The organism is Streptomyces sp. NBC_01446, assembly GCF_026340095.1.
In the GTDB taxonomy this organism is placed as follows: Bacteria; Actinomycetota; Actinomycetes; order Streptomycetales; family Streptomycetaceae; genus Streptomyces; species Streptomyces aureus.
Window position 1 is genome coordinate 4342809 of record NZ_JAPEPO010000001.1, and the last position, 26410, is coordinate 4369218.

The 26410-nt window shown below is 70.7% G+C and carries 32 protein-coding genes; 24 read left to right on the plus strand and 8 right to left on the minus strand.

Annotation, left to right across the window (positions count from 1 at the left end):
* The first annotated feature begins 43 nt into the window (after positions 1 to 43).
* On the plus strand, positions 44 to 1798 hold the full coding sequence (locus OG456_RS19505) for a trypsin-like serine protease (protein ID WP_266562698.1): 1755 nt from the start codon (positions 44 to 46) through the stop codon (positions 1796 to 1798).
* A 63-nt stretch (positions 1799 to 1861) separates the two neighbouring features.
* On the opposite strand, the gene OG456_RS19510 is transcribed toward OG456_RS19505, so the two are convergent.
* Positions 1862 to 2884 carry a LacI family DNA-binding transcriptional regulator gene (locus OG456_RS19510; RefSeq protein ID WP_266562700.1) on the minus strand — a complete coding sequence of 341 codons (1023 nt, stop codon included), beginning with the start codon at positions 2882 to 2884 and terminating at the stop codon, positions 1862 to 1864.
* A gap of 23 nt (positions 2885 to 2907) precedes the next feature.
* Positions 2908 to 3780 carry a response regulator transcription factor gene (locus OG456_RS19515; RefSeq protein WP_266562702.1) on the minus strand — a complete coding sequence of 291 codons (873 nt, stop codon included), beginning with the start codon at positions 3778 to 3780 and terminating at the stop codon, positions 2908 to 2910.
* A 267-nt stretch (positions 3781 to 4047) separates the two neighbouring features.
* On the opposite strand from OG456_RS19515, the gene OG456_RS19520 reads away from it, so the two are divergent.
* The 8 genes from OG456_RS19520 (at position 4048) to OG456_RS19550 (ending at position 9336) form a co-directional block, all read left to right on the plus strand.
* Positions 4048 to 4881 carry an alpha/beta hydrolase gene (locus OG456_RS19520; protein WP_266562704.1) on the plus strand — a complete coding sequence of 278 codons (834 nt, stop codon included), beginning with the start codon at positions 4048 to 4050 and terminating at the stop codon, positions 4879 to 4881.
* Positions 4882 to 4930: 49 nt separating this feature from the next.
* Positions 4931 to 5185 carry a MoaD/ThiS family protein gene (locus OG456_RS19525; RefSeq protein WP_266562712.1) on the plus strand — a complete coding sequence of 85 codons (255 nt, stop codon included), beginning with the start codon at positions 4931 to 4933 and terminating at the stop codon, positions 5183 to 5185.
* Between the two features lie 5 nt (positions 5186 to 5190).
* Positions 5191 to 6429: a hypothetical protein gene (locus OG456_RS19530; RefSeq protein ID WP_266562714.1), complete on the plus strand. Its 1239-nt coding sequence runs from the start codon at positions 5191 to 5193 to the stop codon at positions 6427 to 6429.
* Between the two features lie 126 nt (positions 6430 to 6555).
* Positions 6556 to 7284, plus strand: coding sequence for a DUF2993 domain-containing protein (locus tag OG456_RS19535; protein WP_266562716.1), 729 nt, complete (start codon positions 6556 to 6558; stop codon positions 7282 to 7284).
* Positions 7285 to 7474: 190 nt separating this feature from the next.
* A complete protein-coding gene (locus OG456_RS50820; RefSeq protein WP_351257108.1) occupies positions 7475 to 7555 on the plus strand; it encodes a putative leader peptide in 81 nt (26 codons plus the stop codon).
* Between the two features lie 144 nt (positions 7556 to 7699).
* Positions 7700 to 8539 (plus strand): sulfurtransferase, encoded by an 840-nt coding sequence (locus tag OG456_RS19540; protein WP_266562718.1) that lies wholly within the window; start codon positions 7700 to 7702, stop codon positions 8537 to 8539.
* 49 nt (positions 8540 to 8588) lie between these two features.
* Positions 8589 to 8876, plus strand: a complete 288-nt coding sequence (locus OG456_RS19545; RefSeq protein ID WP_100595620.1) for a DUF1416 domain-containing protein — start codon at positions 8589 to 8591, stop codon at positions 8874 to 8876.
* A gap of 94 nt (positions 8877 to 8970) precedes the next feature.
* Positions 8971 to 9336 carry a hypothetical protein gene (locus OG456_RS19550; protein WP_266562720.1) on the plus strand — a complete coding sequence of 122 codons (366 nt, stop codon included), beginning with the start codon at positions 8971 to 8973 and terminating at the stop codon, positions 9334 to 9336.
* 15 nt (positions 9337 to 9351) lie between these two features.
* On the opposite strand, the gene OG456_RS19555 is transcribed toward OG456_RS19550, so the two are convergent.
* Both OG456_RS19555 and OG456_RS19560 read right to left on the minus strand, forming a co-directional pair.
* Complete coding sequence (locus tag OG456_RS19555) at positions 9352 to 9627, minus strand: DUF3099 domain-containing protein (protein WP_266562722.1); 276 nt, start codon at positions 9625 to 9627, stop codon at positions 9352 to 9354.
* 25 nt (positions 9628 to 9652) lie between these two features.
* The gene (locus OG456_RS19560) at positions 9653 to 10015 is read right to left on the minus strand and encodes a DsrE family protein (RefSeq protein ID WP_100595624.1); all 363 of its coding nucleotides are present in this window, start codon (positions 10013 to 10015) and stop codon (positions 9653 to 9655) included.
* 153 nt (positions 10016 to 10168) lie between these two features.
* On the opposite strand from OG456_RS19560, the gene OG456_RS19565 reads away from it, so the two are divergent.
* From OG456_RS19565 to OG456_RS19590, 6 genes are all read left to right on the plus strand, one after another.
* Positions 10169 to 10864, plus strand: a complete 696-nt coding sequence (locus OG456_RS19565; protein ID WP_266562725.1) for a hypothetical protein — start codon at positions 10169 to 10171, stop codon at positions 10862 to 10864.
* Complete coding sequence (locus OG456_RS19570) at positions 10861 to 11700, plus strand: hypothetical protein (RefSeq protein WP_266562727.1); 840 nt, start codon at positions 10861 to 10863, stop codon at positions 11698 to 11700. Before OG456_RS19565 ends, OG456_RS19570 begins: the two co-directional genes overlap by 4 nt.
* Positions 11697 to 12635: a hypothetical protein gene (locus tag OG456_RS19575; protein WP_266562729.1), complete on the plus strand. Its 939-nt coding sequence runs from the start codon at positions 11697 to 11699 to the stop codon at positions 12633 to 12635. The genes OG456_RS19570 and OG456_RS19575 overlap by 4 nt, the downstream gene beginning before the upstream one ends.
* Positions 12636 to 12868: 233 nt before the next feature.
* Positions 12869 to 13441 (plus strand): FABP family protein, encoded by a 573-nt coding sequence (locus tag OG456_RS19580; RefSeq protein ID WP_266562731.1) that lies wholly within the window; start codon positions 12869 to 12871, stop codon positions 13439 to 13441.
* A gap of 79 nt (positions 13442 to 13520) precedes the next feature.
* Positions 13521 to 13964 (plus strand): Fur family transcriptional regulator, encoded by a 444-nt coding sequence (locus OG456_RS19585; protein ID WP_266562733.1) that lies wholly within the window; start codon positions 13521 to 13523, stop codon positions 13962 to 13964.
* 34 nt (positions 13965 to 13998) lie between these two features.
* The gene (locus tag OG456_RS19590) at positions 13999 to 14964 is read left to right on the plus strand and encodes a folate-binding protein YgfZ (protein WP_266562735.1); all 966 of its coding nucleotides are present in this window, start codon (positions 13999 to 14001) and stop codon (positions 14962 to 14964) included.
* An 11-nt stretch (positions 14965 to 14975) separates the two neighbouring features.
* Here the strand turns inward: OG456_RS19590 and dtd are convergent, their stop codons facing one another.
* The gene (gene dtd, locus OG456_RS19595) at positions 14976 to 15413 is read right to left on the minus strand and encodes a D-aminoacyl-tRNA deacylase (protein ID WP_266562737.1); all 438 of its coding nucleotides are present in this window, start codon (positions 15411 to 15413) and stop codon (positions 14976 to 14978) included.
* 140 nt (positions 15414 to 15553) lie between these two features.
* Between dtd and OG456_RS19600 the strand changes: the two genes are divergently transcribed.
* From OG456_RS19600 to OG456_RS19610, 3 genes are all read left to right on the plus strand, one after another.
* The gene (locus OG456_RS19600; RefSeq protein WP_266562739.1) at positions 15554 to 16174 is read left to right on the plus strand and encodes an ABC transporter substrate-binding protein; all 621 of its coding nucleotides are present in this window, start codon (positions 15554 to 15556) and stop codon (positions 16172 to 16174) included.
* A gap of 84 nt (positions 16175 to 16258) precedes the next feature.
* Positions 16259 to 17221 (plus strand): asparaginase, encoded by a 963-nt coding sequence (locus OG456_RS19605; RefSeq protein ID WP_266562741.1) that lies wholly within the window; start codon positions 16259 to 16261, stop codon positions 17219 to 17221.
* A gap of 75 nt (positions 17222 to 17296) precedes the next feature.
* Positions 17297 to 18550 (plus strand): GNAT family N-acetyltransferase, encoded by a 1254-nt coding sequence (locus tag OG456_RS19610; protein WP_266562743.1) that lies wholly within the window; start codon positions 17297 to 17299, stop codon positions 18548 to 18550.
* A 124-nt stretch (positions 18551 to 18674) separates the two neighbouring features.
* Here OG456_RS19610 and OG456_RS19615 read toward each other — a convergent pair whose 3' ends face one another.
* On the minus strand, positions 18675 to 18860 hold the full coding sequence (locus OG456_RS19615) for a hypothetical protein (RefSeq protein ID WP_100595631.1): 186 nt from the start codon (positions 18858 to 18860) through the stop codon (positions 18675 to 18677).
* Positions 18861 to 19035: 175 nt separating this feature from the next.
* Between OG456_RS19615 and OG456_RS19620 the strand changes: the two genes are divergently transcribed.
* A complete protein-coding gene (locus OG456_RS19620; RefSeq protein ID WP_266562745.1) occupies positions 19036 to 19926 on the plus strand; it encodes a winged helix-turn-helix domain-containing protein in 891 nt (296 codons plus the stop codon).
* Positions 19927 to 19954: 28 nt separating this feature from the next.
* Here the strand turns inward: OG456_RS19620 and OG456_RS19625 are convergent, their stop codons facing one another.
* Entirely contained in the window at positions 19955 to 20143 is a 189-nt protein-coding gene (locus OG456_RS19625) for a hypothetical protein (protein ID WP_266562747.1), read from the minus strand.
* Positions 20144 to 20269: 126 nt separating this feature from the next.
* Between OG456_RS19625 and OG456_RS19630 the strand changes: the two genes are divergently transcribed.
* The 5 genes from OG456_RS19630 to OG456_RS19650 all read left to right on the plus strand — a co-directional run bounded on the left by OG456_RS19630 (position 20270) and on the right by OG456_RS19650 (position 25921).
* The gene (locus OG456_RS19630) at positions 20270 to 21148 is read left to right on the plus strand and encodes a winged helix-turn-helix domain-containing protein (protein ID WP_266562749.1); all 879 of its coding nucleotides are present in this window, start codon (positions 20270 to 20272) and stop codon (positions 21146 to 21148) included.
* Positions 21097 to 21897, plus strand: a complete 801-nt coding sequence (locus tag OG456_RS19635; RefSeq protein WP_266562751.1) for an HAD family hydrolase — start codon at positions 21097 to 21099, stop codon at positions 21895 to 21897. The genes OG456_RS19630 and OG456_RS19635 overlap by 52 nt, the downstream gene beginning before the upstream one ends.
* 138 nt (positions 21898 to 22035) lie before the next feature.
* The gene (locus tag OG456_RS19640; RefSeq protein ID WP_266562753.1) at positions 22036 to 23112 is read left to right on the plus strand and encodes a phosphotransferase; all 1077 of its coding nucleotides are present in this window, start codon (positions 22036 to 22038) and stop codon (positions 23110 to 23112) included.
* A gap of 41 nt (positions 23113 to 23153) precedes the next feature.
* The gene (locus OG456_RS19645; RefSeq protein WP_266562755.1) at positions 23154 to 23792 is read left to right on the plus strand and encodes a TetR family transcriptional regulator; all 639 of its coding nucleotides are present in this window, start codon (positions 23154 to 23156) and stop codon (positions 23790 to 23792) included.
* A 35-nt stretch (positions 23793 to 23827) separates the two neighbouring features.
* Positions 23828 to 25921: an AAA family ATPase gene (locus OG456_RS19650; protein WP_266562757.1), complete on the plus strand. Its 2094-nt coding sequence runs from the start codon at positions 23828 to 23830 to the stop codon at positions 25919 to 25921.
* A gap of 9 nt (positions 25922 to 25930) precedes the next feature.
* Here OG456_RS19650 and OG456_RS19655 read toward each other — a convergent pair whose 3' ends face one another.
* A complete protein-coding gene (locus OG456_RS19655; RefSeq protein WP_266562759.1) occupies positions 25931 to 26395 on the minus strand; it encodes a TIGR03618 family F420-dependent PPOX class oxidoreductase in 465 nt (154 codons plus the stop codon).
* Between the last annotated feature and the right edge of the window lie 15 nt (positions 26396 to 26410).

Sequence of the window (26410 nt, forward strand, 5' to 3'; positions counted from 1 at the left end):
CCTTCTCGGGCCCTGAAGCCACTCTTCACACCAGGAGCCCTGAGTGATACCTGCCCTGCGCGACCGCTGGAGACGCCCCGTCACGGCGCTGTCCACGGCCGCTCTCGCGCTGGCGCTGAGCTGCGCCGGCGCCCTCGTGGCGCACCCCGCCACCGCGGCCGACGATCCGCCCGGACTGCCCGACGCGAGCATCGCCCGCACCGCGAATCCGGCGCCTTCCGCCTCCGACGCCGAACTGCGCAAGCGGGTCGTCGAGGCCGCGAAGACCCAGGCGACCCCGGAGACGAAGCCCAAGAAGACGCCGTTCATCATCGGCGGCACCGAGACGTCGATCTCCTCCGCGCCGTGGATGGTCCAGCTCTCGTACTACGACCCCGCGTCCGGCGACGGCTACTTCTGCGGCGGCACCCTCGTCGCCCCGAACAAGGTTCTCACCGCGGCCCACTGCGTCGCCGGTCTGGACTGGGTGAACAACGGCGCGGTCGTGGCCGGCGCCACCGGCCTGCTCGACAGCGCCAACGGCACCGTCGCGGGCGTCTGGCGCCAGTGGAACCACCCGCGGTACAACGACGCGACCATCCAGAACGACATCGCGGTCCTCACCCTGGACCGTCCGCTGGAGGACCAGTGGACGAAGCTGGTCCAGAGCAACGACACCGCGTCCTACAAGGCCGGCACCTCCGCCACCGTCTACGGCTGGGGCCTGACCTCGGGCGCGCAGGACGCCGACCTGTCGGCGACCCTGCGCAAGGTGACCCTGCCGATGGTCTCCGACTCCACCTGCAACACCGCGATGCAGTCCGTCCTCGGCGAGGACGACTTCGTCGAGGGCTCGATGTTCTGCGCGGGCACCCCGGCGACGGGCACCGACGAGGGCACCAAGAGCACCTGCAGCGGTGACTCCGGCGGTCCGGTGGTCGTCGGCGGCCGCGTCGTCGGCATCGTCTCGTGGGGCGTCTCCGGCTGCACCGCGAAGGGCGCCTACCCCGTCTTCACCAAGGTGTCCTCGTACGTCTGGGCGGCCCAGCCGCGCATCGACGACACGGACCTGAGCTTCGACGGCCGGGCCGACCTGCTGGCGCGCACCCCCTCCGGGGGCCTGTTCGAGCAGGACAGCAAGGGCACGTCGCTCGCCTCGCGCGCCTACCAGAGCGCCGGCTGGCAGACCGCGAGCTGGGCCCTCCAGGCCGACCTGGACCGGGACTTCTTCCAGGACCTGATCATCCGCGACAGCAGAGACGGCAAGCTGTACCGCAGCTACTACAACCACGCGTCCGACGCCTTCGAGTGGATGCAGATCACCTCGGTGTGGGGCGGCTACAAGTCGTACGCCATCCCCGGCGACATGACCGGTGACTCCCGCCCCGACCTGGTCGCGGTCGACGCCGACGGCTCGACGTACCTCTACCCGGGCAAGGGCAACGGCGAGTTCTACGGCAAGGTCAAGGTCGTCGACAAGGCCTGGAAGGGCGTCAAGATCTTCGGCCGCGGCGACCTGACCGGCGACGGCAAGGCCGACCTCCTGGTCCGCAACAGCTCCGGCGTCCTGTACCTCTACCGGGGCACGCAGGTCGAGAAGACCCCGTTCGCCGCGCGCATCCAGGCGCGCACGGGCTGGAACTTCACCTCGTACGTGACGAGCGGCGACGTGACCGGCGACGGCATCGCCGACGTCATGGCCCGCGACTCGGGCGGCACGCTCTGGCTCTACCCGGGCACCAACAAGGCGTCCGCCGACGTCTTCGGCGCCCGCAAGAGCCTGGGCACCGGGTTCAACCAGTACAACCTGATGTTCTGAGCGACCCGGAACACAGCACGCGCGCCGGTCCGGAATTCCGGGCCGGCGCGCGGTCGTGGGAGGTCAGGGGCAGCCGCAGGACTGGCGGACGACCAGCCGCGAGGGGAACACCTTCAGGCGCTCACGCCGGGACCCGGCGACGCGCAGCGAGTCATCGAGGACGAGATCGACGGCGGACCGCGCCATCGCCGAGCGGTCGGACGCGACCGTCGTCAGCGGCGGATCCGTCAGACCCGCCTCCTTCACGTCGTCGAACCCGGCGACGGCCAGCTCGCCCGGCACCTCGATCCGCAGCTCGCGCGCGGCCCGCAGGATGCCGAAGGCCTGGTCGTCCGTGGAGCAGAAGATCGCCGGCGGCCGCTGGGGCCCGGCAAGCAGCTCGAGCCCGATCTTGTAGGCGTCGTAGCGGTTGTACGGCGCCTCGAACAGCCGCCCCTCGGTGGAGAGCCCCGCCTCGTGCATGGCCCGGCGCCAGCCCTCGACGTGGTCGGAGACCGGGTCGCCGACGGACGGCGTCTCGGCGGTGCCGCCGACACAGGCGACATACGGGTGACCGTGCTCGAGCAGATGGCGGGTGGCGAGCTGGGCGCCGCCGACATCGTCGATGACGACGGCGACGTCGTCGATCGCCTCGGGGCGCTCGTGCAGCAGGACCACGCGCGCGTCCCACGCCTCGATCTCGGCCGCGGCCAGATCGTTCAGGCCGTGGCTGACGAGGATGAGGCCGGACACCCGCATGCCGAGGAAGGCCCGCAGATAGTGGACCTCGCGCTCCTCGACGTAGTCGGAGTTGCCGACGAGGACCATCTTTCCGCGCTCGGACGCCGCCTGTTCGACGGCGTGCGCCATCTCCGCGAAGAACGGCTGGCGCGCGTCCGGCACGATCATGCCTATGAGGTCGGTCCGCCGCGACGCCATGGCCTGGGCGACCCGGTCGGGCCGGTACCCCAGTTCCTTGATCGCGGCGAGTACACGCTCGCGCGTGGCCGGGGCAACCGGCCTAGGTCCGTTGTTGATGACGTAACTCACGACCGCGGTCGAAGTACCCGCCAGTCGCGCCACATCATCCCGAGTCACCTTGGCCACGCGCGGAGTCTACGCGGATGGACCTACCGCTGGGCAGGGCGTCCGGCGGCGGCCTCATGAGCGCCTGCCCGGGGCTGCTCGGCAGGCTCCCGCCCGGCATGGGAATCCGCCGCGGAGCCCGTCTCGTCGGTGTGTGCAGCGGGCTCCGCCGGTGCCGCGTGCTCCGGGTGGTCCGGCCTCGGAGTCGCCGCCTTGGCCTTCGCCCCGTCCGCCGCCCGCTCGACCTTCTCCGGCGTCACGAAGCGGTAGCCGACGTTGCGCACGGTGCCGATCAGCGACTCGTGCTCGGGCCCGAGCTTCGCGCGCAGGCGCCGCACATGGACGTCCACGGTGCGGGTGCCGCCGAAGTAGTCGTAGCCCCAGACCTCCTGCAGCAGCTGGGCGCGCGTGAAGACGCGGCCCGGGTGCTGCGCGAGGTACTTGAGGAGCTCGAACTCCTTGAAGGTCAGGTCGAGGACCCGCCCCTTCAGCTTGGCGCTGTAGGTGGCCTCGTCGACCGACAGGTCGCCGTTGCGGATCTCCATCGGGGAGTCGTCGGTGACGATCTGCTGGCGGCCCATCGCGAGGCGCAGCCGCGCCTCGACCTCGGCCGGTCCCGCCGTGTCGAGAAGTACATCGTCGATGCCCCAGTCGGCGGTGACGGCCGCGAGGCCGCCCTCCGTCACGACGAGGACCAGCGGACAGCCGGGCCCGGTGGAGCGGAGAAGCTGGCACAGGCTGCGTACCTGTGGGAGGTCGCGGCGCCCGTCGATGAGGATGACGTCGGCACCGGGGGTGTCGACGAGAGCCGGGCCCTCGGCGGGGGCGACCCGCACGTTGTGCAGCAGCAGGCCGAGAGCGGGGAGCACCTCCGTCGAGGGCTGAAGGGCATTCGTGAGGAGCAGCAATGAACTCATCGCGGCCCACCTGCCTGGGTCGTCCTGCGGTCGTGCACGTTTCGCTCGCCCATAACGTCGGTTCCTCCTCGGTCCCTGCGAGGACGTTTACGGCACTGCTTCGTACTGCTTGTTCGTACTGCTTTTCGTGCTGTTTTACTGCTTCGGGTCCCGCGCCCTGGGGCCCTGTGCGCCTCGCGGCCGGCGTTCGTATACAACGCGGTCCGAAAGCACAAAAGGACCCGGGGGCTTCGCTGCCCGGATCCTCTGCCTAGGAGAATAGCCCACATGAGTTCCGGTCCGGCAGGTCAAGACGCACGATCTTTTGTGCAGCCGATCACTGCGCGCTCACGGCGTGTGATGCTGCGCACGCGGGACGGGGTCCCGATCGAGGCCGCCCACGACCCCGGGCCGGGCCCCGCCGGCGGCCCGGTGATCGTGGTCGCGCACGGGTTCACAGGCGATCTGGAACGGCCGCACGTCCGGCGGGCGGCGGGGATGTTCGCGCAGCGTGCCGCCGTGGTCAGCTTCTCGTTCCGCGGGCACGGGCGGTCCGGCGGGCGGTCCACCGTCGGCGACCGGGAGGTACTCGACCTGGTGGCCGCGGTGGAGTGGGCGAGGTCACTCGGGCATGAACAAGTGGTGACCGTCGGCTTCTCGATGGGCGGTTCCGTCGTTCTGCGGCACGCCGCGTTGCACAGGGGGCGCACGGAAGCGCGCTCCGACGCCGTGGTCGCGGTGAGTGCCCCGGCCCGCTGGTACTACCGCGGGACCGCGCCGATGCGGCGGTTGCACTGGCTCGTGACGCGGCCCGCCGGCCGGATCGTGGGCCGTATCGGACTCCGCACCCGCATTCACCCGCACGAGTGGGACCCGGTGCCGCTCTCGCCGGTCGAGTCCGTGCCGCTGATCGCGCCGACACCGCTTCTGATCGTGCACGGCGACCGGGATCCGTACTTCCCCCTCGACCACCCCCGGATGCTCGCCGCGGCCGCGTCCGGCGGGGCCGAGCTGTGGCTGGAACCGGGCATGGGGCACGCCGAGCACGCGGCGGACGACGGGCTCCTCGCGCGGATCGGCGACTGGGCCACGGCATCATGGACGACGGCAACCGCCGAATAGACCGCATGTACAGACCGCATGGACAGACCGCATGGGAGGAACGCCGCACATGGCCAACGGGACCATCCGCTACTGGGCCGCGGCCAAGGCGGCCGCCGGTGTCGCCGAGGAGCCGTACGAGGCCGAGACGCTGGCCGACGCGCTGGACGGCGCGCGTGCGCGACACCCCGGGGACCTGGTGCGCGTCCTGCAGCGTTCCTCGTTCCTGATCGACGGCGATCCCGTCGGCAAGCGCGGGCATGAGACGGTACGCCTTGCCGAGGGCGGCACGGTCGAGGTGCTCCCGCCGTTCGCAGGAGGGTGACCGCGATGAGTAACGAGCCGTACGAAGACGAGTACGGGCAGCAGCAGCCGCCCCAGCAGACGCAGCAGTGGCAGGGCCAGACATGGGACACCCAGGTCCAGTCGACGTACCCGCAGCCCCAGGGATTCGAGCCCGGCCAGTCCCCGTACGGGCAGGCCGCGTATGGGCAGGACCCGGTGAGCCAGACCGGTGGCGAGCAGCAGGCGTACGGCGACCAGCAGGTCTACGGCGGTGACCAGCAGGCTTACGGCTACGGGCAGGTGCCGTACGGGCAGGGGCCGGCGGTGCAGACGCCGGGCGGGCAGACCACGCCACCGCCCGCGCATGCCGCGTACGGCGAACCGGCCGCGTACGGGCAGGCCCCCCACACCCCCGGAGTCGACCAGCAGACGCAGGTCTTCGGGACGGTGGCGGCAGCCCAGCCGCTGCCCGTCGCCGAGCCGGAGGCCGCCGCTTACGGGCCCGCCACCGTCACCGGCAACCCCCGCGTCACCGACGCGCAGCGCGCCCGTGCCGAGGGGCGGTCGCCGATCATCGAGCCGGGGATGCAGCCCGCCGCGCTGACCGCGCTGCTCGGGCTGCTGCTCGCGGGCGGCGCCGCGGTGGGCCAGTACGCGCTGCTCGTCCCGCTCGTGCTGCTCCAGGCCGTCACGGCCGCCGGCTGGTTCCGGCTCAACGGCATGTGGCCGGCCCGGCAGGGCATCGCGCTCGCCTTCGCGGGCGGCCTCGCCGCCGACGCCGCGCTGCTCGTCACCGGCCGGGAGAACGCGCCCGCCGCGATCCTCGGCACCCTCGGTGTCTGGGTCCTGCTCACCCTCGTCCTCCAGCTCCGCAGCCACGCGGCACCGGACGAGCGCATGTACGGCCTGATGGCGACGGTCGCCTCGGCGGCGCTCGCCATCGTCGCGACCGGACACCTGGCGGCCGACCCGGACGCCGTGACCGTCGGCGCCGTGGCCGTCGCCGTCGCCGTCCTCGCGCGGGCGCTCCCGCTGCCGACGCCCGCCTCCGTGGCCGTCGCGCTCCTCGCCGCCGCGGGCGCCGGAATCGCGGCCGGCGGTATGACGGACATGGGGTCCGAGGGTGCGCTCCTCGGCCTCGGCGCCGGTGTCTGCGCGCTGGTCGGCCACCGCGTCGCGAGTTACGACTATCCGTCCCGCTTCGTGCACATGACGGCGGGCGTGGCCCTGCCGCTCACCGCCGCGGCCCCGGCCGTCTACCTGCTCGGGCGGGTCGTGGGCTGAGCGTCCGGCGGGCGTACGGCCTGTCACAGCTGATCGACAAGAATCGGGCCGGGCCCCCTACGAGGGGGCCCGGCCCGTACTCTCGCGATCAGGAACTGTCGTCCAGGTGGGGAGAAGCACCGGGCCATGCGTGCTCTGCGGATACTTCTGATCGTCGTCGTGATCCTGGGCGGCCTGTTCGTCATCGCCGACCGGGTCGCGGTGAACTACGCGGAGGGCGAGGCGGCCGACCGCGTGCGCACCAGCGAGGGCCTGGCCAGCACGCCCGACGTGTCCATCAAGGGCTTCCCGTTCCTGACCCAGGCCGCGTCCGGCACGCTGGACGACGTGGAGATCGGCATCAAGGACTACGACGCGAAGAGCGGCGGCGAGTCGATCCGGATCGCCGATCTGAACGCCGAGATGCACGGCGTGGAGTTCAACAGCAGCTTCAGCTCCGCCACCGCCGAGTCGGCCACCGGCACCGCCCGCATCTCCTACGCCGAGCTGCTCAAGGCCGTCAGGAAGCAGGACGCCGCCCAGGTCGCCCCGGGCGTGACGGCCCAGATCGACGGGCTCTCCTACGGCGGCGGCGACAAGGTCAAGGTCGGGATCACCGTGCACACGGCGCTGGGCACCCTGCACCCCACCGTCCTCAGCTCGATCAAGGTCACCGACGGCAAGGTCTCGGCGCGCGCCGACAGCCTGCCCAAGGTCGGCGCGCTCGAACTGGCGGAGGGCAGGATCCGCGCCGTCACCGACTTCCAGCAGGCGATCGACGACCTGCCGGCCGGGATCGAGCTGGACCGGGTCGAGGCGGTCAAGGACGGCGTCGAGATCTCGGTGAAGGGTTCGAAACTCGACCTCGTCGGGTAGCCACCCGGAACGGCGCGTCCGCACTGCGAGACGGTGCCGTCCGCACAGCAGTGATCGAGGGAGCCGCAGCGGCCCCGGAGCCTGAGGGAAGAGGCTCCGGGGCCCCACGCGTCTCGCATTGCGGACGATCCCGTCTCAGGATGCGACACGCCGGTGACACGGCCGCCCGTGCGTACCTACGATCGGTGGCATGAAGCGACAGGCGGATCTCACGAAGCGGCGGGCAGTAGACCTGTGCCGCGTCGCCGCCATGCTCTGTCGCACCGCCTGAGCGGGACGGCAACTCCCGCTTCCCCAGGCCCCTTTGAGGCCTCCCCCGCGCGCGCCGAATGCCGTCCCTGTTCGCGTACAGGGACCGTGCCCGCACCGCACCCGCACTCCCGCACCCCGCCGCAACTGCCCCGGAGGAGAAAACATGAGCCGCAGCGACGTCCTGGTAGACGCCGACTGGGTCGAGGCGAACCTCGACAACCCGAAGGTCGTCATCGTCGAGGTCGACGAGGACGCTTCGGCGTACGACAAGAACCACATCAAGAACGCCGTCAAGGTCGACTGGCAGCAGGACCTCCAGGACCCGGTCCGCCGCGACTTCATCGACCAGGCCGGCTTCGAGAAGCTCCTGTCCTCGCGCGGTATCGCCAACGACGACACGGTCGTCCTCTACGGCGGCAACAACAACTGGTTCGCGTCCTACGCCTACTGGTACTTCAAGCTCTACGGCCACGACAGCGTCAAGCTCCTCGACGGCGGCCGCAAGAAGTGGGAGCTCGACTCGCGCGACCTCGTCGCCGAGATCGTCCAGCGCCCCGCCACCGCGTACAAGGCCAAGGCCCAGGACACCTCGATCCGCGCCTTCCGTGACGACGTCGTCGCCGCGATCGGCAGCCTGAACCTCGTCGACGTGCGCTCCCCCGACGAGTTCTCCGGCAAGCTCCTCGCCCCGGCCCACCTCCCGCAGGAGCAGTCGCAGCGTCCGGGCCACGTCCCGTCCGCGCGCAACATCCCGTGGTCGAAGAACGCCAACGACGACGGCACGTTCAAGTCGGACGACGAGCTCAAGGCCCTCTACGAGGACGAGCAGGTCGACCTGGCCAAGGACACCATCGCGTACTGCCGCATCGGTGAGCGCTCGGCCCTGACGTGGTTCGTCCTGCACGAGCTGCTCGGCCAGGCCAACGTCAAGAACTACGACGGCTCGTGGACCGAGTACGGCTCCCTCGTCGGCGTGCCGATCGAGCTCGGCGCCAACAAGTAACCCTCCCGGACCCCTCAGACAGACCTGACCGACCTTTTTGGAGAAACACATGTGTGGAGCGAAGGCCGGCGGCCCCGACGCCTCGACGATCAAGCCCGGTGAGACCACCATCCAGGGTCAGGTGACCCGCGACGGCGAGCCCGTCACCGGTTACGTGCGCCTGCTGGACTCGACCGGCGAGTTCACGGCCGAGGTCCCCACCTCGGCGACGGGCCAGTTCCGTTTCTACGCGGCCGAGGGCACGTGGACGCTGCGCGCCCTGGTCCCCGGCGGCTCGGCGGACCGCACGGTCGTCGCCCAGACCGGTGGTCTCTCCGAGGTCGCCATCGCCGTCTGACGCGGCTCGCCGTGTGACGGCGGCGCAGATACGGCCGAGGGGCCGCACCTCCGGGGGTTGGACGCCTACGGAATCGAGGTGCGGTCCCTCGGCTTTGTGCCACAACGGCCTGCGCGACAAGATCTCTTCGGCCGGCAGCAAGAACGACCTGATCGACGCGATCGAGGACGCCCTCGGCGTCTCGGGCCCGGTCGGCGATCCGAAGGTGATCGAAGCGCTGGACAAGCGCTACACCGGCCAGACCGACGCCGTGAGCGACCGGATCGACAAGATCGCCCACAAGGGTCTGCCGCAGGTCTGGGTCGGCGACACGAGCGTCCTCGCCTCCGACGTGGTGGGCGCCGCCTCCCGCGACGCCCAGCAGATGATCGAGGCGTTCCAGGGCGGCGGCAAGGCCCTGGTCTCGGGCCTCTTACGGTTCCTAGGGCTCCCAGGGACCTCAGGGGTCCTACAGGTCTAGGGCTTCTTGCGTGGCCTAATGGTCGTACGGGTCCTGGGGGCGCTTCTTGCCGTCCAGCTCGTCCCACCACTCGTCGGACTTCGCGTCGCCGGAGGGGTCGTCCCACCAGCGGTCGTCGGGCCCGCGGCGGTTGGCGACGATCGCGGCGACGGGCGGAATCACCATCGCCACGATGCACATCGCCACCGCGGCGGGCACGGACCAGAGGCGCACGACGGCCCAGGCCAGGACGAACAGGCCGATGCAGAGGCCCATCATGGCGAAGTACAGGTGACGACGCCGCGAGTACATGCTTCAAGCGTAGGTCCGCGCCGCGTCAATAGACGAGCGCCTGCGTCCCGTCCGTCATCGCCTCCTGGACGAAGACCTGCGCACCGGCGATCCGGACGCCCTCGATGACGTCCTTCTCCGTGATCTCACGGCGGGCCGCGCACTGCGTGCACAACGTGATCCGCCCGGCCGCCAGGATCGACTCGATCAGGTCGGGCAGCGGCGCGGCGTGCGGCAGCTCGAACTCGGCGGCGCGGCCCGGCAGCGCGAACCACGACGACTCACCGGTCAGCCAGAGCGAGACCTCCACGCCGCTGGCCACGGCCACCGCCGCGACCGTGAAGGCCTGCGAGCAGCGTTCGGGGGCATCGGCCCCCGCGGTCACCTTGATCACGAGCTTGTTCGCCATGGCTGAATCGTAATCAACTCCCGTACAACCAGGGACGTTGCCCGTGGGTCTCCTGTGCGCGCGGATACGGAATCCGCGCTTCGAGTTCCGTGGGGGGACCCGTTGGATGACGAACGAATACCGCAAGGGGCGCCGGAGCCGTCCGTGCCCGCGGTGCCGGAGAGACCGCGGCGCCGCGGCCGCACCACCCTGCTGATCGCCTGCGCCGCCCTGCTCGGCGCCGTCGCGGGCGTGTGCACCGGCTACGCCGTACAGGCGGACCGGGAGCCGACGGCGCTGCCGCCGCTGTCCCTGGCGGTGGTCGGGCAGGCGAAGGGCGAGGGGCCCAAGGCGACGCCCCGGGCCCAGGACGGCGATCTGCGCAAGCTCCTCGCGCCCAGGCCCGCCGGGACGCAGAAGTCGGACGCGCGGCAGGGCTGGCTGAACCAGTACGACTTCGCGAACGGCTTCAAAGATCCGCGCTGGATGTTCGGGCAGCTCGCCGAAGGCGGCTTCCGCCGGGCCACGATCGAGGCCTGGCGGCGCGGTCAGTCCACGACGGAGGTTCAGCTCATCCAGTTCCGGGACGACACCGACTCCGGCTCGCGCAAGTTCCTGGACGGTCAGCAGAGCTACATGGGTGACCGCGACTGGGCGGGCAACGAGGGGGTGCCGCTCACCGGTAGCGGCAACGGGCGCGTCTACGTCTACGACAAGCCGCACACCGAGGCCGGCTACCTCCCGGTGTACCAGGCCAGGGCGCTCGCGGCCCGTGGCGACATCGTCATGGACATCCGGCTGTACGACACCAGGCCGATCCCCGAGAAGACCGTGATGTCTCTCGCGAAGCGCCAGTTGGAGCGACTGTGAGCGACCTGGACACACAGCTTCCGGAACCCGGGCCCACCCCGGATCCCGCCCCCGTCGCCACGGATCCCGCTCCCGTCGCGGGGAGCGCGGCCCGCCGCTGGCCCGTCGTGGCCGTGGCCTGCGCCGTCGTGCTCGCCGTCGGGGCCGGCACCGGCCTCACCGTCATGAAGGTCAACGCCGCCGACCGCTCGGCGCCCACCAAGGTGTGGGCGAAGCCGAAGGAGCAGAAACAGGCGAAGCCCGGCCAGGCCAAGGCCCAGGGGCTCAGCGCTCGGCTGCTCCCGGTCCCCAAGGCCTACCGGCCGGGCCCGGACATCGACGAGTACGGCAACGACAAGTCCCTCAGCGGCAGCGAAGCCACCGCTCGCCTCAAGAAGGGCACGCGCAACCTGCCCTCCCGCCAGCGCGAGGCGCAGGACAAAGCCATCGACAAGCTGAAGGTCAGGGGCATGGCCATGCGCAGCTACCAGCTGAGCGGCTCCATGGGGTTCGGGATGGACGACGACAAGAAGTCCCTCGTCGTCGAAATACAGCTCGCCCAGATGCAGAACCGCAGAGCGGGGCGTCAGCTCAAGGAGTTCCGCAGCGAGTTCCTGCGCTCGGTCGGCGTGTTCCCCAAGGGACCGAAGGTCAAGGGCCATCGCAACGCCGACTGTTTCCTCGCACCCAAAGACAGCAAGGGCAAGCTCGAAATGGTCCTCTGCAGCGCGTACGAGGACGACGTCCTGGTCACCGCCACCGGTTACGGCCCCAAGCCGCTCAACACCGCCGAGGTCGCCGACCTGCTCGCCCAGCAGCTCGACCGTCTGACGTCGCAGGGAGGGCAGCTCGTATGAGCGAGACACTGCAGCCGGCCGAGGAGCCGCAGCAGGCCGAGACGCCGCGGCTGTCCGAGGAGTCGCAGCAGGCCGAGACACCGCAGCCGGCCGAGGAGCCGCAGCAGCAGGACCCCGTTGCCGCCGGTTCACCGCAGCAGCCGGGTCTCGTCCCTGCCGAGGCGGCCCCGCCCGCCCCCAGGGACCGGCGCGTCCTACGCGCCGTCCTGCGCTGGACCGCCGCTGTCGCCGTGTTCGGCGTGATCGGCGCGGCCACCGCGTACGGCGTCACCGAGCAGAAGCGCACCGATCTGCCCGGCCTGGCCACCGAGAGTGACGGCCGGTGGACATATCCGGCGATCGAGAAGCCCCCGCTGCCCGCCGGCTCCCCGGCCCCGTTCGCCGACGCCAACGACAGCGAGACCCACTACGCCGATCTGCGCAAGCTGGTCCTGCCCCAGCCCCGGGGCGCCACGCCCGATACGGCACTGGCCGGGAAGGACGGGTGGCTGCCCACATCCGTGTACCTCGACGCGTACGAGAAGGAGGCGCGCCAGGACCTGGGGCAGCAGCTCAAGGACGACGGGCTGCGGCAGATCGCGGCCCGCGGCTGGACCACGCCCGACGGAACGCGTACGCGGATCTACGCGCTGCGCTTCACCTCGGCGGCCTTCACCCGGATCGTCCACGCCGACCTGACGGACAACGTGGCCTCCCCGGCGGACGCGCCGTACGCCGACGAGGAGTACGGCGGCTGGGCGGAGAAGGTCGACATCCAGTACACGAAGCGGAACGTCTTCACGGAGGCGAAGCCGTACGGGAGGACGGCCGTGCGATACGCCTACATCGAGGCCGGTGACGTCATCGCCCTGGTGATCCAGTCCGGGAAGGCGTCCCTGCCGCCCCGGATCACCTTCCAGCAGACCGTCGTCCTGCAGAGCCAGCTCCTCGGCTGACCGCCCGCACCCCGCTTGGGTGACCTCATCGAGAGAGCCGGGCCCCACCCGACTAAAGTGGGGTCCGGCTCTGTACCGACCACCGCTCACCGAGGAGCACCCCGTGCTTGAGGCCTTCTTCTCCACTCTGCTCATCCTGGTCTGCGTCGGCGTTCTCGCGTTCGCCGGGCTGACCGTGAAGAAGCTGTACCAGGGCCAGCGCTGACCCCCACCAGAGAGACCCTTCGCAGACCATGATCGAGATCCCGTCCGACCTGCACCCCGACCTCGTCCCCCTGGTGTTCCTCCTCGGTGACTGGGCGGGTGCGGGTGTCACCGACTTCCCCGGCGCCGAGAAGGCGAACTTCGGGCAGGAGGCCTCCTTCACCCACGACGGGCGGGACTTCCTCGAATACCACTCGCACACCTGGATCCTCGACTCCGAGGGCAACAAGGTGAAGCCCCTGGAGTCCGAGTCCGGGTTCTGGCGGATCGACAAGGACCGCAAGGTCGAGGTCGTCATGGTCCGTGACAACGGCGTCGTCGAGGTCTGGTACGGCGAGCTCGCCGACAAGAAGCCGCAGATCGACCTGGTCACGGACGCCGTCGCGCGCACCGCGGCCTCGGGCCCGTACACCGGCGGCAAGCGGCTCTACGGCTATGTGAAGAGCGACCTGATGTGGGTCGGCGAGAAGCAGACCCCCGAGGTCGAGCTGCGCCCCTACATGTCGGCCCAGCTGAAGAAGGTCGTCTCTCCGGAGGACGTGGCCGAGATGGCCCGCAACCTCCCGGACCTGCCCGACGACGGCATCGCCTTCTTCAAGTAGTCCCGTCGGGCAGTCCCCCGTTCCCGTTCTTCGAGCAGTCCCGAAGTGGTCCCCGGCAAGTGGACCTACACTCGGCGGTGTGGTGAGCACCGACTGGAAGAGCGACCTGCGGCAGCGCGGCTACCGGCTGACGCCCCAGCGTCAGCTGGTCCTCGAGGCCGTCGACACCCTCGAGCACGCGACCCCCGACGACATCCTCTGCGAAGTGCGCAAGACGGCGTCGGGGATCAACATCTCGACGGTCTACCGCACCCTTGAGCTGCTCGAGGAGCTGGGGCTCGTCAGCCATGCCCACCTCGGGCACGGTGCGCCGACGTACCACCTCGCCGACCGGCACCACCACATCCACCTGGTGTGCCGGGACTGCACGAACGTGATCGAGGCCGACGTCGAGGTGGCCGCCGAATTCACGGCGAAGCTCCGCGACACGTTCGGCTTCGACACGGACCTCAAGCACTTCGCGATCTTCGGCCGCTGCACCGACTGTGCCGCCGAGGAAGCCGAACCCTCCGGCAAGGAATAAGCCGGCCGGTGCGCTCGTCGTAGTGTCTGTGAACATGAAGAGCCCCCTCCTGTCCCTGCCCGGCGCCGTTCCCGCCGAGGGCGTGGACGAAGGCGTCGCCGCGCACTACGGCGACCTGTTCCGCGAGCAGCGCACCCTCGCCGACGGCAACGGCCTCGTCGACCTCTCCCACCGCGGCGTCATCACCGTCACCGGCGACGACCGGCTCGCGTGGCTGCATCTGCTGCTCACGCAGCACGTCAGCGACCTCCCGGCCGGCCAGGCCACCGAGGCGCTCGTCCTCTCCGCGCACGGCCACATCGAGCACGCCCTCTACATCGTCGACGACGGCACCACCACGTGGGCGCACGTCGAGCCCGGCACGCAGGAGGAGCTGATCGCCTACCTGGAGTCGATGAAGTTCTTCTACCGGGTCGAAGTTGCCGACCGCACCGAGGAGTTCGCCCTCGTCCAGCTGCCGGCCGGTTCGATCGCGCCGGTGCCGGACGGTGTCGCGGTGCGCGAGACGGCCTACGGCCGCGACGTGTTCCTGCCGCGCGCCGATCTGGAGGCGTACGCGGAGCAGAACGGGCCCGTGATCGGGCTCCTCGCCCACGAGGCGCTGCGCGTGGAGAACCACCGGCCGCGCCTCGGCTTCGAGACCGACCACCGCACCATCCCGCACGAGCTCGGCTGGATCGGCACCGCCGTCCACCTCCAGAAGGGCTGCTACCGCGGCCAGGAGACCGTCGCCCGCGTGCAGAACCTCGGCAAGCCCCCGCGCCGCCTCGTCTTCCTGCACCTGGACGGCAGCGATGTGCACCTGCCCCCGCACGGCGCCCCGGTCCGTCTCGCGTCCGACGGCCCCGAGAGCCGCAAGCTGGGCTTCGTGACGACGTCCGTACGCCACCACGAACTCGGTCCGATCGCGCTCGCCCTGGTGAAGCGGAACGTGCCGGTGGACGCGGACCTCATCGTGGACACGACCGCGGCCGCGCAGGAAGTCGTCGTCGAGCCCTAGCCGCGCCGTGGCTACATCTCCAGAAGCACCGTGAACGGGCCGTCGTTCGTCAGGGACACCCGCATCTTCGCCCCGAACCGGCCCGTCGCCACGGTCGCGCCCAGGGCGCGCAGCTGCGCCACGACCTCGTCGACCAGCGGCTCGGCCACCGGCCCCGGTGCCGCCGCGTTCCAGGTGGGGCGACGGCCCTTACGGGCGTCCCCGTAGAGCGTGAACTGGCTGATCACCAGGAGCGGGGCGTCGATGTCGCTGCACGACTTCTCGTCGGAGAGCATCCGTACGGACCAGAGCTTGCGGGCCAGTTGGGCGGCCTTCTCCTTGGTGTCCTCGTGAGTGACCCCCACGAGGACGCACAGCCCCTCGCCCTTGATCTCGCCGACGGTCTTCGTCTGGTTGTCCTCGTCCACGACGACGCTCGCGTCGTCCACCCTCTGCACCACTGCACGCATACGGACCATCATGCCGTGCTCCCGAACCGCCCATCCGGGGCGGATTAGGGGCACTCGTGCACAGAGCGGCCACTCGGAGTGGCACGATGCTCCCACGCGGTGCACCGCGTCGGTCCGGTCGAGGGGACGGTAGGGACGCAATGAGCCACACATCGAGCATCGGGCAGCCTCCAGGGGCCCCCGTTTCGTTGACGCACGCCAGTCGCATCACCGGTACGAACCGCCTCAGCACGGCGCGCCCGCCGAGGCAGCGGGTCGCCGGCCCGGACCTTCCGGAGCCGCCCGGCCACGACCTGTCCGCGCTGCGCCTTCCCGAGCTGCGCACGCTGCGCCGCGACGCCCAGCAGGACGAGGCCGACCTGAGCTACGTACGACGGCTGCTCCAGGGCCGGATCGACATCCTGCGGGCCGAGGTCGCCCGCCGCAGGGACCCCGAGGCGCCGGTCGTGGACCGGCTCTCCGAGATCCTCACCGACAAGGCCGCCACGCACCGCTCCTCCGCCCGCCACGTCACCCTCGGCACGCCCCGCAGCGAGGAGTACCGGGACCTCGCCGCCGAGATGCTCGCCGAGGTCGAGCTGTCCGACCTGGACGCCCGAACGGACGATGAGCTGCACACGGCGATGGGCCGCCTCGTGCGCTACGAGCAGCAGGTCTCGCGCCGCCGCCACCTGCTCCAGTCGACGGCCGACGATTGCAGCGCCGAGATCGCCCGCAGGTACCGTGAAGGCGAAGCACAAGTAGACGACCTGCTCGCGTGACGCGGCCGCACCGGTGACCCCGGTGGCCCGCTGCGGGGCGGGTCTGTCCATGGCCCGCCATGGACCCGCCCCGGAAGGCCACCGATGTCCCCCTCCTCCGCCGCCGCCATACCCCCGGTCCTCGCCGAGGTCGTCCGTTCCGGCTTCGTCGAGGGCCATCACCGAGGCAGCCTGGTCGTGCTCGCCGCGGACGGGACCGTGGAGCTCGCCCTGGGGGACGTGACCGCTCCCGTCTTCCCCCGCTCGTCGAACAAGCCGATGCAGGCGGCGGGCGTGCTGCGCGCGGGCCTCGACCTGTCGGGCGAGCGGCTCGCGCTCGCGGCCGCGAGCCACTCCGGTGAGATCTTCCACCGCGATCTCGTCCAGAAGATGCTGTCCGAGCACGAGCTGACCCCGGCCGAGCTCCAGTGCCCGCCCGACCTGCCGCTCGACCCCGTCGAGACCGAGACGTACCTGGCGGCGGGCGCCGTACGGGACCGGGTCACGATGAACTGCTCCGGCAAGCACGCCGCGATGCTGGCCGCCTGCGACCTGAACGGCTGGCCCAAGGACTCCTACCTGGACCCGGAGCACCCGCTCCAGAAGCTCATCCACGAGGTGGTGAAGGAGGCCGCGGGCGAGCCCGTCGCCGCGGTCGGTACGGACGGCTGCGGGGCGCCCCTGATGGCGATCAGCCTCACCGGCCTCGCCCGCGCGTTCCGCCACTTCGTGCTCGCCCCCGAGGGCTCGGCGGAGCGCCGCGTCGCCGACGCGATGCGTGCGCACCCCGAGTACGTCGCCGGTACGCGCCGCCCCGACACCTGGCTGATGCGCGAGGTGCCCGGCGTCCTGTCGAAGATGGGCGCGGAGGCGGTCCAGGCCGTGGCGCTCCCGGACGGACGTGCGCTCGCCTTCAAGATCGACGACGGCGCGACGCGGGCGCTCGGCCCGGTCCTGGCCCGCGCGCTGCGGATGCTGGGCGTGGACGGCGAGGTCGTGGCCCGCATCGGCGAGGCGCCGCTGCACGGCGGCGGGGGCGTCGTGGGGGAGATCCGCGCGGTCTTCTAGGCCCTGCTGCCGCCGGGGCGGGGCCGCGCGGTAATCGGGTGGCCTCACCCCGCGCTCCCCGCTTAGCGTGACGGGATGACCCGCGACGACATCGACGTACGGCCGATCACCGATGACGAGTTTGCCGACTGGTCCCGCGCGCTGAACACCGGCTTCCTGCGGAGCACCCCCGACTCGCGCGAAACCCTCGACAAGCGCAGGGAACAGGCGCGCGACTCACGGATCCTGGGCGCGTTCGACGGCGGGCGCTGCGTCGCCACCTTCCGCTCGTTCCCGCAGGAGCTCACCGTGCCGGGCGGCGCGGCCGTCCCCGCCGACGCGATCTCGAACGTCACGGTCAGCGCCACGCATCGCCGGCGCGGGCTCCTGAGCCGGATGATGGCGGGCGATCTCGCCGACGCGAAGGCCCGCGGTGACGTCGTCGCGACGCTCATCGCCGCCGAGTACCCGATCTACGGCCGGTTCGGCTTCGGGCCCGCCACGGCGCTCAGCGAGTGGGCGGTAGACGTGCCGCGCGCCGGGCTCGATCCGCGCCGGCCGGTCCCCGACGACGGGGGCCGTATCGATCTCGTCGACGGCGAGGACGTCCGCAAGACGGGCCCGGAGCTGCACGAGCGGCTGCGTGCGAGCCGGCCCGGCGTCATCGATCGCGACGGGTTCTGGTGGCGTCGCAACACCGGACTCCTCGAAACTCCGGAAGAGCCCTGGAAAGAGCCCTTCTACGCGGTCTACCGCGCTCCGAACGGCGAGGCCGAGGGCCTGATCGTCTACTCCGTCGACGACAATTGGAGCGACACCAAGCAGCCGCACAACACGGCGACCGTGCGCGACCTGATCGCCGTCACCCCGGCCGCCGAGCGCGCGCTGTGGCACTACGTCTGTTCCGTCGACTGGATCGCGACCGTCCGCACCGGCCACCGGGCCCCGGACGACCTGCTGCCGCATCTGCTGCCCGACCCGCGCGCGGCCCGCGTCGTCACGCACGCGGACTGGCTGTGGGTGCGGATCCTGGACGTCGTACGGGCTCTGGAGGCGCGTACGTACGCGGGGACGGGATCGCTGGTCCTCGAGGTCGGCGACGCGGCCGGCCTCTCCGGGGGCCGCTACCGGCTGGACGCGGAGCCCGGGGGTGCGGTGTGCGCACCGACCTCGGAGGAACCCGAACTCACGTTGGACGTGCGCGAGTTGGGGACGCTGTGGCTGGGCGACGAGTCCGCGGTGCGGCTCGCCGCGCTCGGCCGCGTCAGGGAGGAGAGGGCGGGCGCCGCCGCCATTGCCGACGCCCTGCTGCGTACGTCCAGGCGCCCGTGGTGCCCGGACATCTTCTGAGGCGCACTGGCTGAGGTGTGCCGGCGTGCGTCTTCCGAACCGTGCTGACGTGCTGTGGTGCTCCGGCGCGCTGTGACGCCGTGGCGTGACCGGGCTCCCGGCTCCCCTCCGGAAGGGAGCCCGGTCAGCCGCTCTGGGCCAGCAGCATCACGAGGATCACGGCCCCGATGCCGCTGATGAGGTTGTTCTTGGCCTTGAGGCCGATGGAGAGCGCGACGAACGCGATGATGCCCATCGGCCCGTACTTCCACTGGATCAGCTGCTCGAACCCGATGGCGAGGGCTGCTACGGCGATGGCGATGAACGGCATGTCTGGTCCCCCTTCAGTTCGGGAGCGATGACCAACCGGGCCAACCCTTGAGGGTCTCTGACCATGTGGCTCAAGTTGGCAACCAACTCCACTGGACTTATCTCCGCCTAACGCCGACTCATAACCACCTTTCCCTCAACTCCCCAAAGATGGCGGGAAGTTGTAGGGTTCGTCTGTGGGTCCGGAACATGCCGAGGTCGACGGTCGCCGGGAGCCACCGGCGACGTACCGTCAGGTGGCTGACGAGCTGCGCGCCCGGATCAGGGCGGGCCGGCTGCGGCCGGGCGAACGCCTGCCGACCCAGGCCCGCCTCGCCGACGAGTTCGGCGTGGAGCGCGCCGCCGTGCGCCAGGCCCTGCGCATCCTGCGCTCGGAACGTCTGCTCGCCGATGTGTCCAAGGGGACCCCGGCCACCGTCGCGCAGCACACGGGCCCCGCCTTCGCCGGCCCCGGGGCGTCGCCCCAGCCCACGATGGTGGGGCTCGGCCCGCGGGTCACCGCCGCGTTCGGCGCCCGGCACGTCCAGATCGACGCCCTGTGCCTGACCGCGGTCTCGCTGACGCTCGCGATGGGTGAGCCGCTCCGTCAGATCCACGCCGGCCGTTCGAATCCGGCCAAGGTCGACGTCCGCGTCCTGCTGCCGAGCCGCGACATCGACCTCGCGTTCCCGACGCGGGTGGGCGCGGCGGACGCCCGGCTCAAGCGGAACTGGCTGGCGCAGCGCAACGCGCAGGGGCAGGTCCTGCGCCACAACCTCCTCGCCCTGCGCTCCACGCACGGGATCGACGTCCACGTCACGTTCAGGGCGCTGCCGTTCACGCCACCGATCAAGCTCTATCTGCTCAACGGCGGCGAGGCGCTGTTCGCGTACTACACACTGACCAGGCGGGGCGAGCAGATCGACCAGGAGTACCTGGAGACGTACGGGGTGCAGGGCACGCGGTCGGTGCTCTTCCCGTTCGAACAGGGGTGGGGGCTGCGGGAGACGACGTTCGTCGAGCAGTCCCATCTGTGGTTCGACAGCCTCTGGAACACGATCAGTTCGGACCTGACGCTCACGCCGTGAGGGCGCGCGGACCCGCGGGCCGACGGCGTCAGAGCGCGGGTCCGGCGAGCATCAGGGCCAGGAGTACGGCCCCGATGGAGCTGCAGGTGGGGCTCTTCGTCTTGACGCCGATCGTGAGGAGCAGCAGCCCGGTGATCCCGACAGGACCGTAGCGCCACTGGACCAGCTGCTCGAAAGTGATCACGAACACCGCGGAGAAGAAGGTGAGGACGGGCATGGTGGTTCCTCCTTCGGCCATCTTGCTCCAAGTTGGTAACCAACTACTATGAAGTTGTCCCCACTTGGTCGTGATGGATAAACAACTCTTCAACAACTCCCGCCAAATGGTGGTTAGTTGTAGCGTTTGGTTGTGACTCAGGAGAGCGTTGCAGTGAACGGCAGCAGAAGGTCCTCACCCCAGGAGATCGCCGACGTCCTGCGGGAGCGCATCAAGGCGGGTGAGCTCCGCGCGGGCGAGCGGCTGCCGACGCAGGCGGAGCTGGCCGAGGAGTTCGGCGTGGAACGCGGCGCCGTACGGCAGGCCCTGCGCTCCCTCCAGGAGGACGGCCTGCTCAGCAACGTGAGCAAGGGCAGTCCGCCGAGGATCGCCGAGCAGACCCCGGCGCGCGACGAGCCGCAGCGCACGATGGTCGGCCTGGCCCCGCGCCTGTCCGAGGCGTTCGCGGCGCCGCAGGTGCGGATCGACGCCGTCTGCCTCACCGCGGAGACCCTGATGCTGGCGCTCGGCGAGCCGCTGCGCTTCATCCACGAGGGCCGCATACGCCCCGACTCGGTCGACGTGCGCATCCTGCTGCCGGGCAGGGACATCAATCTCGCCTTCCCGGTATCGGCCACGGAGGAGGGCGACGCCGCACTCGTCCACAAGCGCTGGCTCGACCAGCGCAACGCGCAGGGCCAGGTTCTGCGCCACAATCTGCGCTCGCTGAGGTCCTCGCACGGCATCGACGTACGGGTCACCTTCCGGGCGCTGCCCTTCACCCCGCCGGTCAAGCTCTACCTGCTCAACGGGAACGAGGCGCTCCTTTCGTACTACCTGGTCACGCGGCGCGAGGAGGAGATCGACAGCGGCACGCTCGACATGTACGACACGCTCGGCACGGAGTCGCTGCTGTTCTCGTTCGAGAAGCGGGCGGGGCAGCGGGACACGGCGTTCGTGGAGGAATCGCAGAAGTGGTTCGACGCCCTCTGGGAAACCATCACCACGGACCTGACACTCTCCTAGTGACTTCTGATGCAACGAAGCAGACTGTTCCGGTGGCTGAAGCGACGGAATCACTTCGGGAACTGATCAAAAGGGCGCGGTTCGTGCTCTTCGACTTCGACGGGCCGATCTGCCGGCTCTTCGCGGGGCACTCGGCGGAGCGGGTGGCCGTCGAACAGGTGCGGTGGCTGGAGGAACGCGGCCTGCACGGTCTGCTCACCGAGGAGGAGCGCGCGGAACCGGACCCGCACGCCGTCCTGCGCGCCGTCGACCGCAGGCGCCCCGGCAGCGACCTGGTCGTCGAACTGGAGGAGCGCCTCACCCAGCAGGAGCTCACGGCGGTGGCCTCGGCATGGCCCACGCAGTACGCCGACCCGCTGATCAGGACGTGGTACGCGGTGGGCGCGCACCTGGCCGTCACGACGAACAATTCCCCGGCGGTGGCGTCCCGTTACCTGGCCACGCGCGGCCTCACGACCTGCTTCGCCCCGCACATCTACGGCCGGACCCAGGACCTCCACCTGCTCAAACCCCACCCGTACTGCGTGCAACGCGCCCTCGGCGCCCTGGGAGCGACCCCCGAAGCGTCCCTGATGATCGGCGACACCCCCTCGGACTTCGAGGCGGCAACCGCGGCCGGCATCGCGTTCCTCGGCTACGCGCGTAATGAACGCACGGCGAAGGTACTGAGGGAGGCGGGGGCGGAGGTGGTGGTGTCGTCGCTGGAGCCGCTTCTGGGAGTGCTGCGGGAGCGGGGGGAAAGTGACTGACCGGGTGATCCCGGTCGTACGGCTCGCCCGGTCCTTGCGAGTCGTACCTGAGTGGGTTCTGGGATGCTGCCGCCCGGCGGAGTACCGTACGCCTCCTCTTCAATAACGCTGGCGCTACTCCTGGCGAAAGAATGGGCGATGGCAACGGACCCGACCACGACAGCCCGGCGACGGGCTATCGCATTGAGTGGTGGCGAACAGTCGATCGAAGGGCCGATCAAGGGTCACCACCATGAAACGTATGTCCTCCCTTTTCTGCGTACGGATGACGTGTCCCGGACCGGTCGGTGGAAGTGCCGGGACCCTCGCAGTGGCCTCTTCTGGTTCGACCGCCGATGCTTCGAATCGGAAGAGGTACTGCTCAGCGCCCTGTCGGGGCGCATCTCGCGCATTCCTGAGGTGGTCGAGGTCGAAGGTGCCAAGCTGCAGCAGTTCATCGAGGGCAGCACGCTCGGATCGCTCGCGAAAAGGGGCGAGTCCGCTCCCTCCGACCTGACCGCTCAGCTGGGCTCCCTGTTTCGCGAAATGGCCGAGGTGCGACCCGATTCGCTCTCCATTGCCAGAAAATGCACAAAGGAGGACCGGGCGCCGGAGGGGGACTCCGCGGAATTTCTGGAGCGGTTGATCAGGTTCACCGAAAAACAGGTATACGAAAAGAACCTGGAGCGGTTCGGCGGGCTCTTCGGCCACCTGGGTCTGGACGGTGAAGCTTTCACGCGCCTGCGGAAGCACGTTCTGGGGCTGGTGGAGCGGCCCTTCTGCCTTCTGCACGCGGATCTCCACCGAGAGAACCTGATCGTGGACGAGTCGTCCCGGCTCTGGGCGATCGACTGGGAACTGGCGATGTTCGGTGACCCCCTGTACGACCTGGCAACGCATCTGTATCTCATGCGATACCCGGAAGCGCAGGCGTCCGGGGTCATCACCTCCTGGCGCAGCAGTGTCGAGGAGGTCAGGGAGGGAAGTTCCCAGGGCTGGGAGAAGGACCTTCCGCTCCTGATCGACTTCAAGAGGGCGCAGTCGGTGTACACGGATGTGATCAGGTCCGCGACGAAGCTCAGCGCCTCTCCGGCCCGGCACGGCTCGCTGCTCTGGCTGACTGCCGCCAAGCTGCGGGGCATCGTGTCCGCGGCGGCCGTCCCTCTGGGGCTGGAGACTGTCCCCTCCGTCCCCCGGATCGCCGAAAGGCTGGCTCGCTGGCTGGCCGGCCGCTGACGGGCGAAGAGGGCGGCGCTGTCCTGCGTACGCTTTCGCCCATGAGTGGCGACACCGGTGAGATGGGCCTCCGTGAGCGGAAGAAGCGGCGGATGTATCAGGCGATCTCCGAGGCGGCCATCGGGCTGTTTCTGGAGAAGGGGTTCGACAAGGTGTCCGTCGCCGAGGTGGCGGCGGCCGTCGAGATCTCCAAGCCGACCCTGTTCCGGTACTTCCCCACCAAGGAGGACCTGGTCCTGCACCGGTTCGCCGATCACGAGGACGAGCCCGCACGCGTCGTCGCCGGGCGGGGCGAGGGCGTGACGCCGCTCGCCGCGCTGCGGGCGCATTTCCTCGCCGGGCTCGAGCGGCGCGACCCGGTGACCGGGCTGAACGACCACCCCGCGGTGCTCGCCTTTCACCGGCTGCTCTACGGCACCCCTTCGCTGGTCGCGCGGGCCTACGGCTATCAGGAGCGGTCGGAGAAGATCCTGGCCGGCGCGCTCGGCGAGGGGGCCGGGGCGCGGCTCGCGGCCGGGCAGATCGTGGCCGTACAGCGGGTTCTCGCCATGGAGAACTGGCGGCGGATCGCGGCGGGGGAGAGTGCCGACGAGGTGTGGCCGGATGCCGTGGAGGCTGCTGAGCTGGGGTTCCGGCAGTTGGAGGGCGGGCTCGGGGCGCTCAGGCATGGTGAGGGTTAGTCAAAAATGTTACTCGGTTACGTTATTCTCGTTCGGTGACCGCTTCCGCCGATCTCCGCGCCCTCGTCCAGGAACGCCACCACCACGACCTCTGCCGCGCCGCCCTCGCCGCGATGATCGAGGGCGCCGACGAACAGGTCGTCATCGGCGAGAACGCCTCCGCCTCCGGGGCCGACGCCGAAGTGCTCGGGTACCAGCTGCGCAGCAAGGCCAAGGAGCTGCACGAACTGCCCGAGGTCCCGCTCTTCTTCGGGCGCCTCGACTTCGCCGACGGTGTCGGCGACCACGCCGGGCAGAGCTACCACGTAGGACGGCGACGCGTGGTCGAGCACCCGGCCGCCCCGCCCCTCGTCGTCGACTGGCGCGCCCCCGTCTCGCGCGCCTTCTACCAGGCCGGACCCCAGGAACCGCAAGGCGTCGCGGTCCGGCGCCGCTTCGGATGGGCCCCCGCGAGCAAGGGCGACTCCGCCGATCTGACCGGTCTGGAGGACGAGTGGCTCACGGTGGAGGACGGTGCCGTCCCCGCTGCCGCTGCCGCCTCCGGTGAGGGCAGCCGTATCGTCGCCCGCGAGATCGAGCGCCCCCGCGTCGGCCCCATGCGCGACATCGCCGCCACCATCCAGCCCGACCAGGACGACCTCGTCCGCGCCGATCTCGTCACCTCCGTCTGTGTGCAGGGTGCCCCCGGCACCGGCAAGACCGCGGTCGGCCTGCACCGGGCCGCGTACCTCCTCTACACCCACCCCCAGCGCGTCCAGCGCGGCGGACTCCTCATCCTCGGGCCCAACCGCACCTTCCTCACCTACATCTCCGAGGTGCTGCCCGCGCTCGGCGAGAGCGGCGTGCGGCAGTCCACCATCGAGGAGATCCTCGTGGAGGAGAGCAGCACGGCGGTGGCCAGGGCGCGGACGTACGAGGACGCCGAGGCCGCGGCCGCCGTGAAGCACGACGCCCGCATGGCCGATGTCCTGCACCGCGCCCTCTACTCCCGCGTGCGCCCCGAGGCCGCCACCGACTCCCTCGCCATCCCCGACGGTTCGTACCGCTGGCGCGTGCCGGCCGGTGTGCTCGGGCGGATCGTGGCGGGCGTACGGGAGGAGGAGCCGCCGTACGCGGTCGGGCGGGAGCGCGTACGCAGCCGGGCCGTGCGGCATCTCCAGGAGCAGGCCGAACGCAGGTCGGGGCCAGTGAACAACCTCTGGCTGCAGAAGGTCGGCAGGTCCCGGCCGATGAGCGCGTACGTCGACGCGGTGTGGCCCACGGTGCGGCCGGAGGAGGTCGTGGCCGGGCTCCTCGGCGACGCGGACGCGCTCGCCGCCGCGGCGGACGGGATCCTCGACACCGACGAGCAGCGGGCGATCCTGTGGGCGAAGCTCCCGCGTTCCGTCCGCTCGGCCTCCTGGTCGGCGGCCGATCTCGTCCTCCTCGACGAGGTCTCCGGGCTCCTCGAACACCCCGCCGGCTACGGGCACATCGTCATCGACGAGGCCCAGGACCTCTCCCCGATGCAGGCCCGGTCGATCGCGCGCCGCGCCGCGTACGGTTCGCTCACCGTCCTCGGCGACCTCGCGCAGGGCACCACCCCGTGGGCGGCCCGCACCTGGGGCGAGCTGCTCGGTCACCTGGGCAAGCCCGACGCCCTGATCGCGCCCCTGACGACGGGGTTCCGCGTCCCCGGCACGGTCGTCGCCCTCACCAACCGCCTCCTCGGTCTCCTCGACGTGGACGTGCCGCCCGCCCGTTCCCTGCGCCACGACGGCGAGGTGAGGATCCGCCCGGCGCGGGACGTCATCGCGGAGACCGTCGACGCCGTGCGCGAGGCGTTGGCGCACGAGGGGTCCGTGGGCGTCGTCGCGGCCGATGACGAGACGGTGCGGCTGCTGCGAACCGCCTTGGCGGATACGGGGATCGAGGTGGGCGGACCGGATGATCCACGGGCCCGCGTGACCGTCCTCGGGGCGTCCGTCGCCAAGGGCCTCGAGTACGACCATGTCGTCGCCGTCGAGCCGGCCGCCGTGGCCGAGGCCGAGCGCCGTGGCCTGCACCGGCTGTACGTCGTCCTGACCCGTGCCGTGTCCCGCCTCGACGTCGTGCACAGCCGGCCGCTGCCGTTCGCCGCGGCGTCCTGAGCCGTCCGCTCACTTCGGGATGTCGAGCGCCGTCCCGTAGAGCCGGGTCACCCGGAGCCTGATCACCACGCGGCTCTCCTCGACCTGCCGGCCGAGGAACTCCGCCTCCTGCGCGGGGTCGTCGAACCCCGGCGTCATGGCGAGCAGTTCGCGCCCGACGGTGTCCCCGGGCGCGGCCGTCACGTCCGACACCTCCGCCTCGCCCTCGGCGACGGCGAACGACCACATGTCGGGGCCGGTGACGTGCAGCGCGGCATGCGGGTCGCTCCGCAGCTGACGGGCCTTGAGGCGGTCGGCCGTGGTGGAGACGCGCAGGACGCGCTCGCCGGGACTCCAGTGGTAGAGCACGGTGGCCAGGTGCGGGTGCCCGGTGCGCCGGACACTCGCCAGCGTCCCGAACCGGCCCCGGGCAAGCAGCAGTTGGAGCTCTTCGTCGGTGAGGACCCGGGGCGCGGGACCGCTCTTCGCTGCCATGACAACTCCATCGGG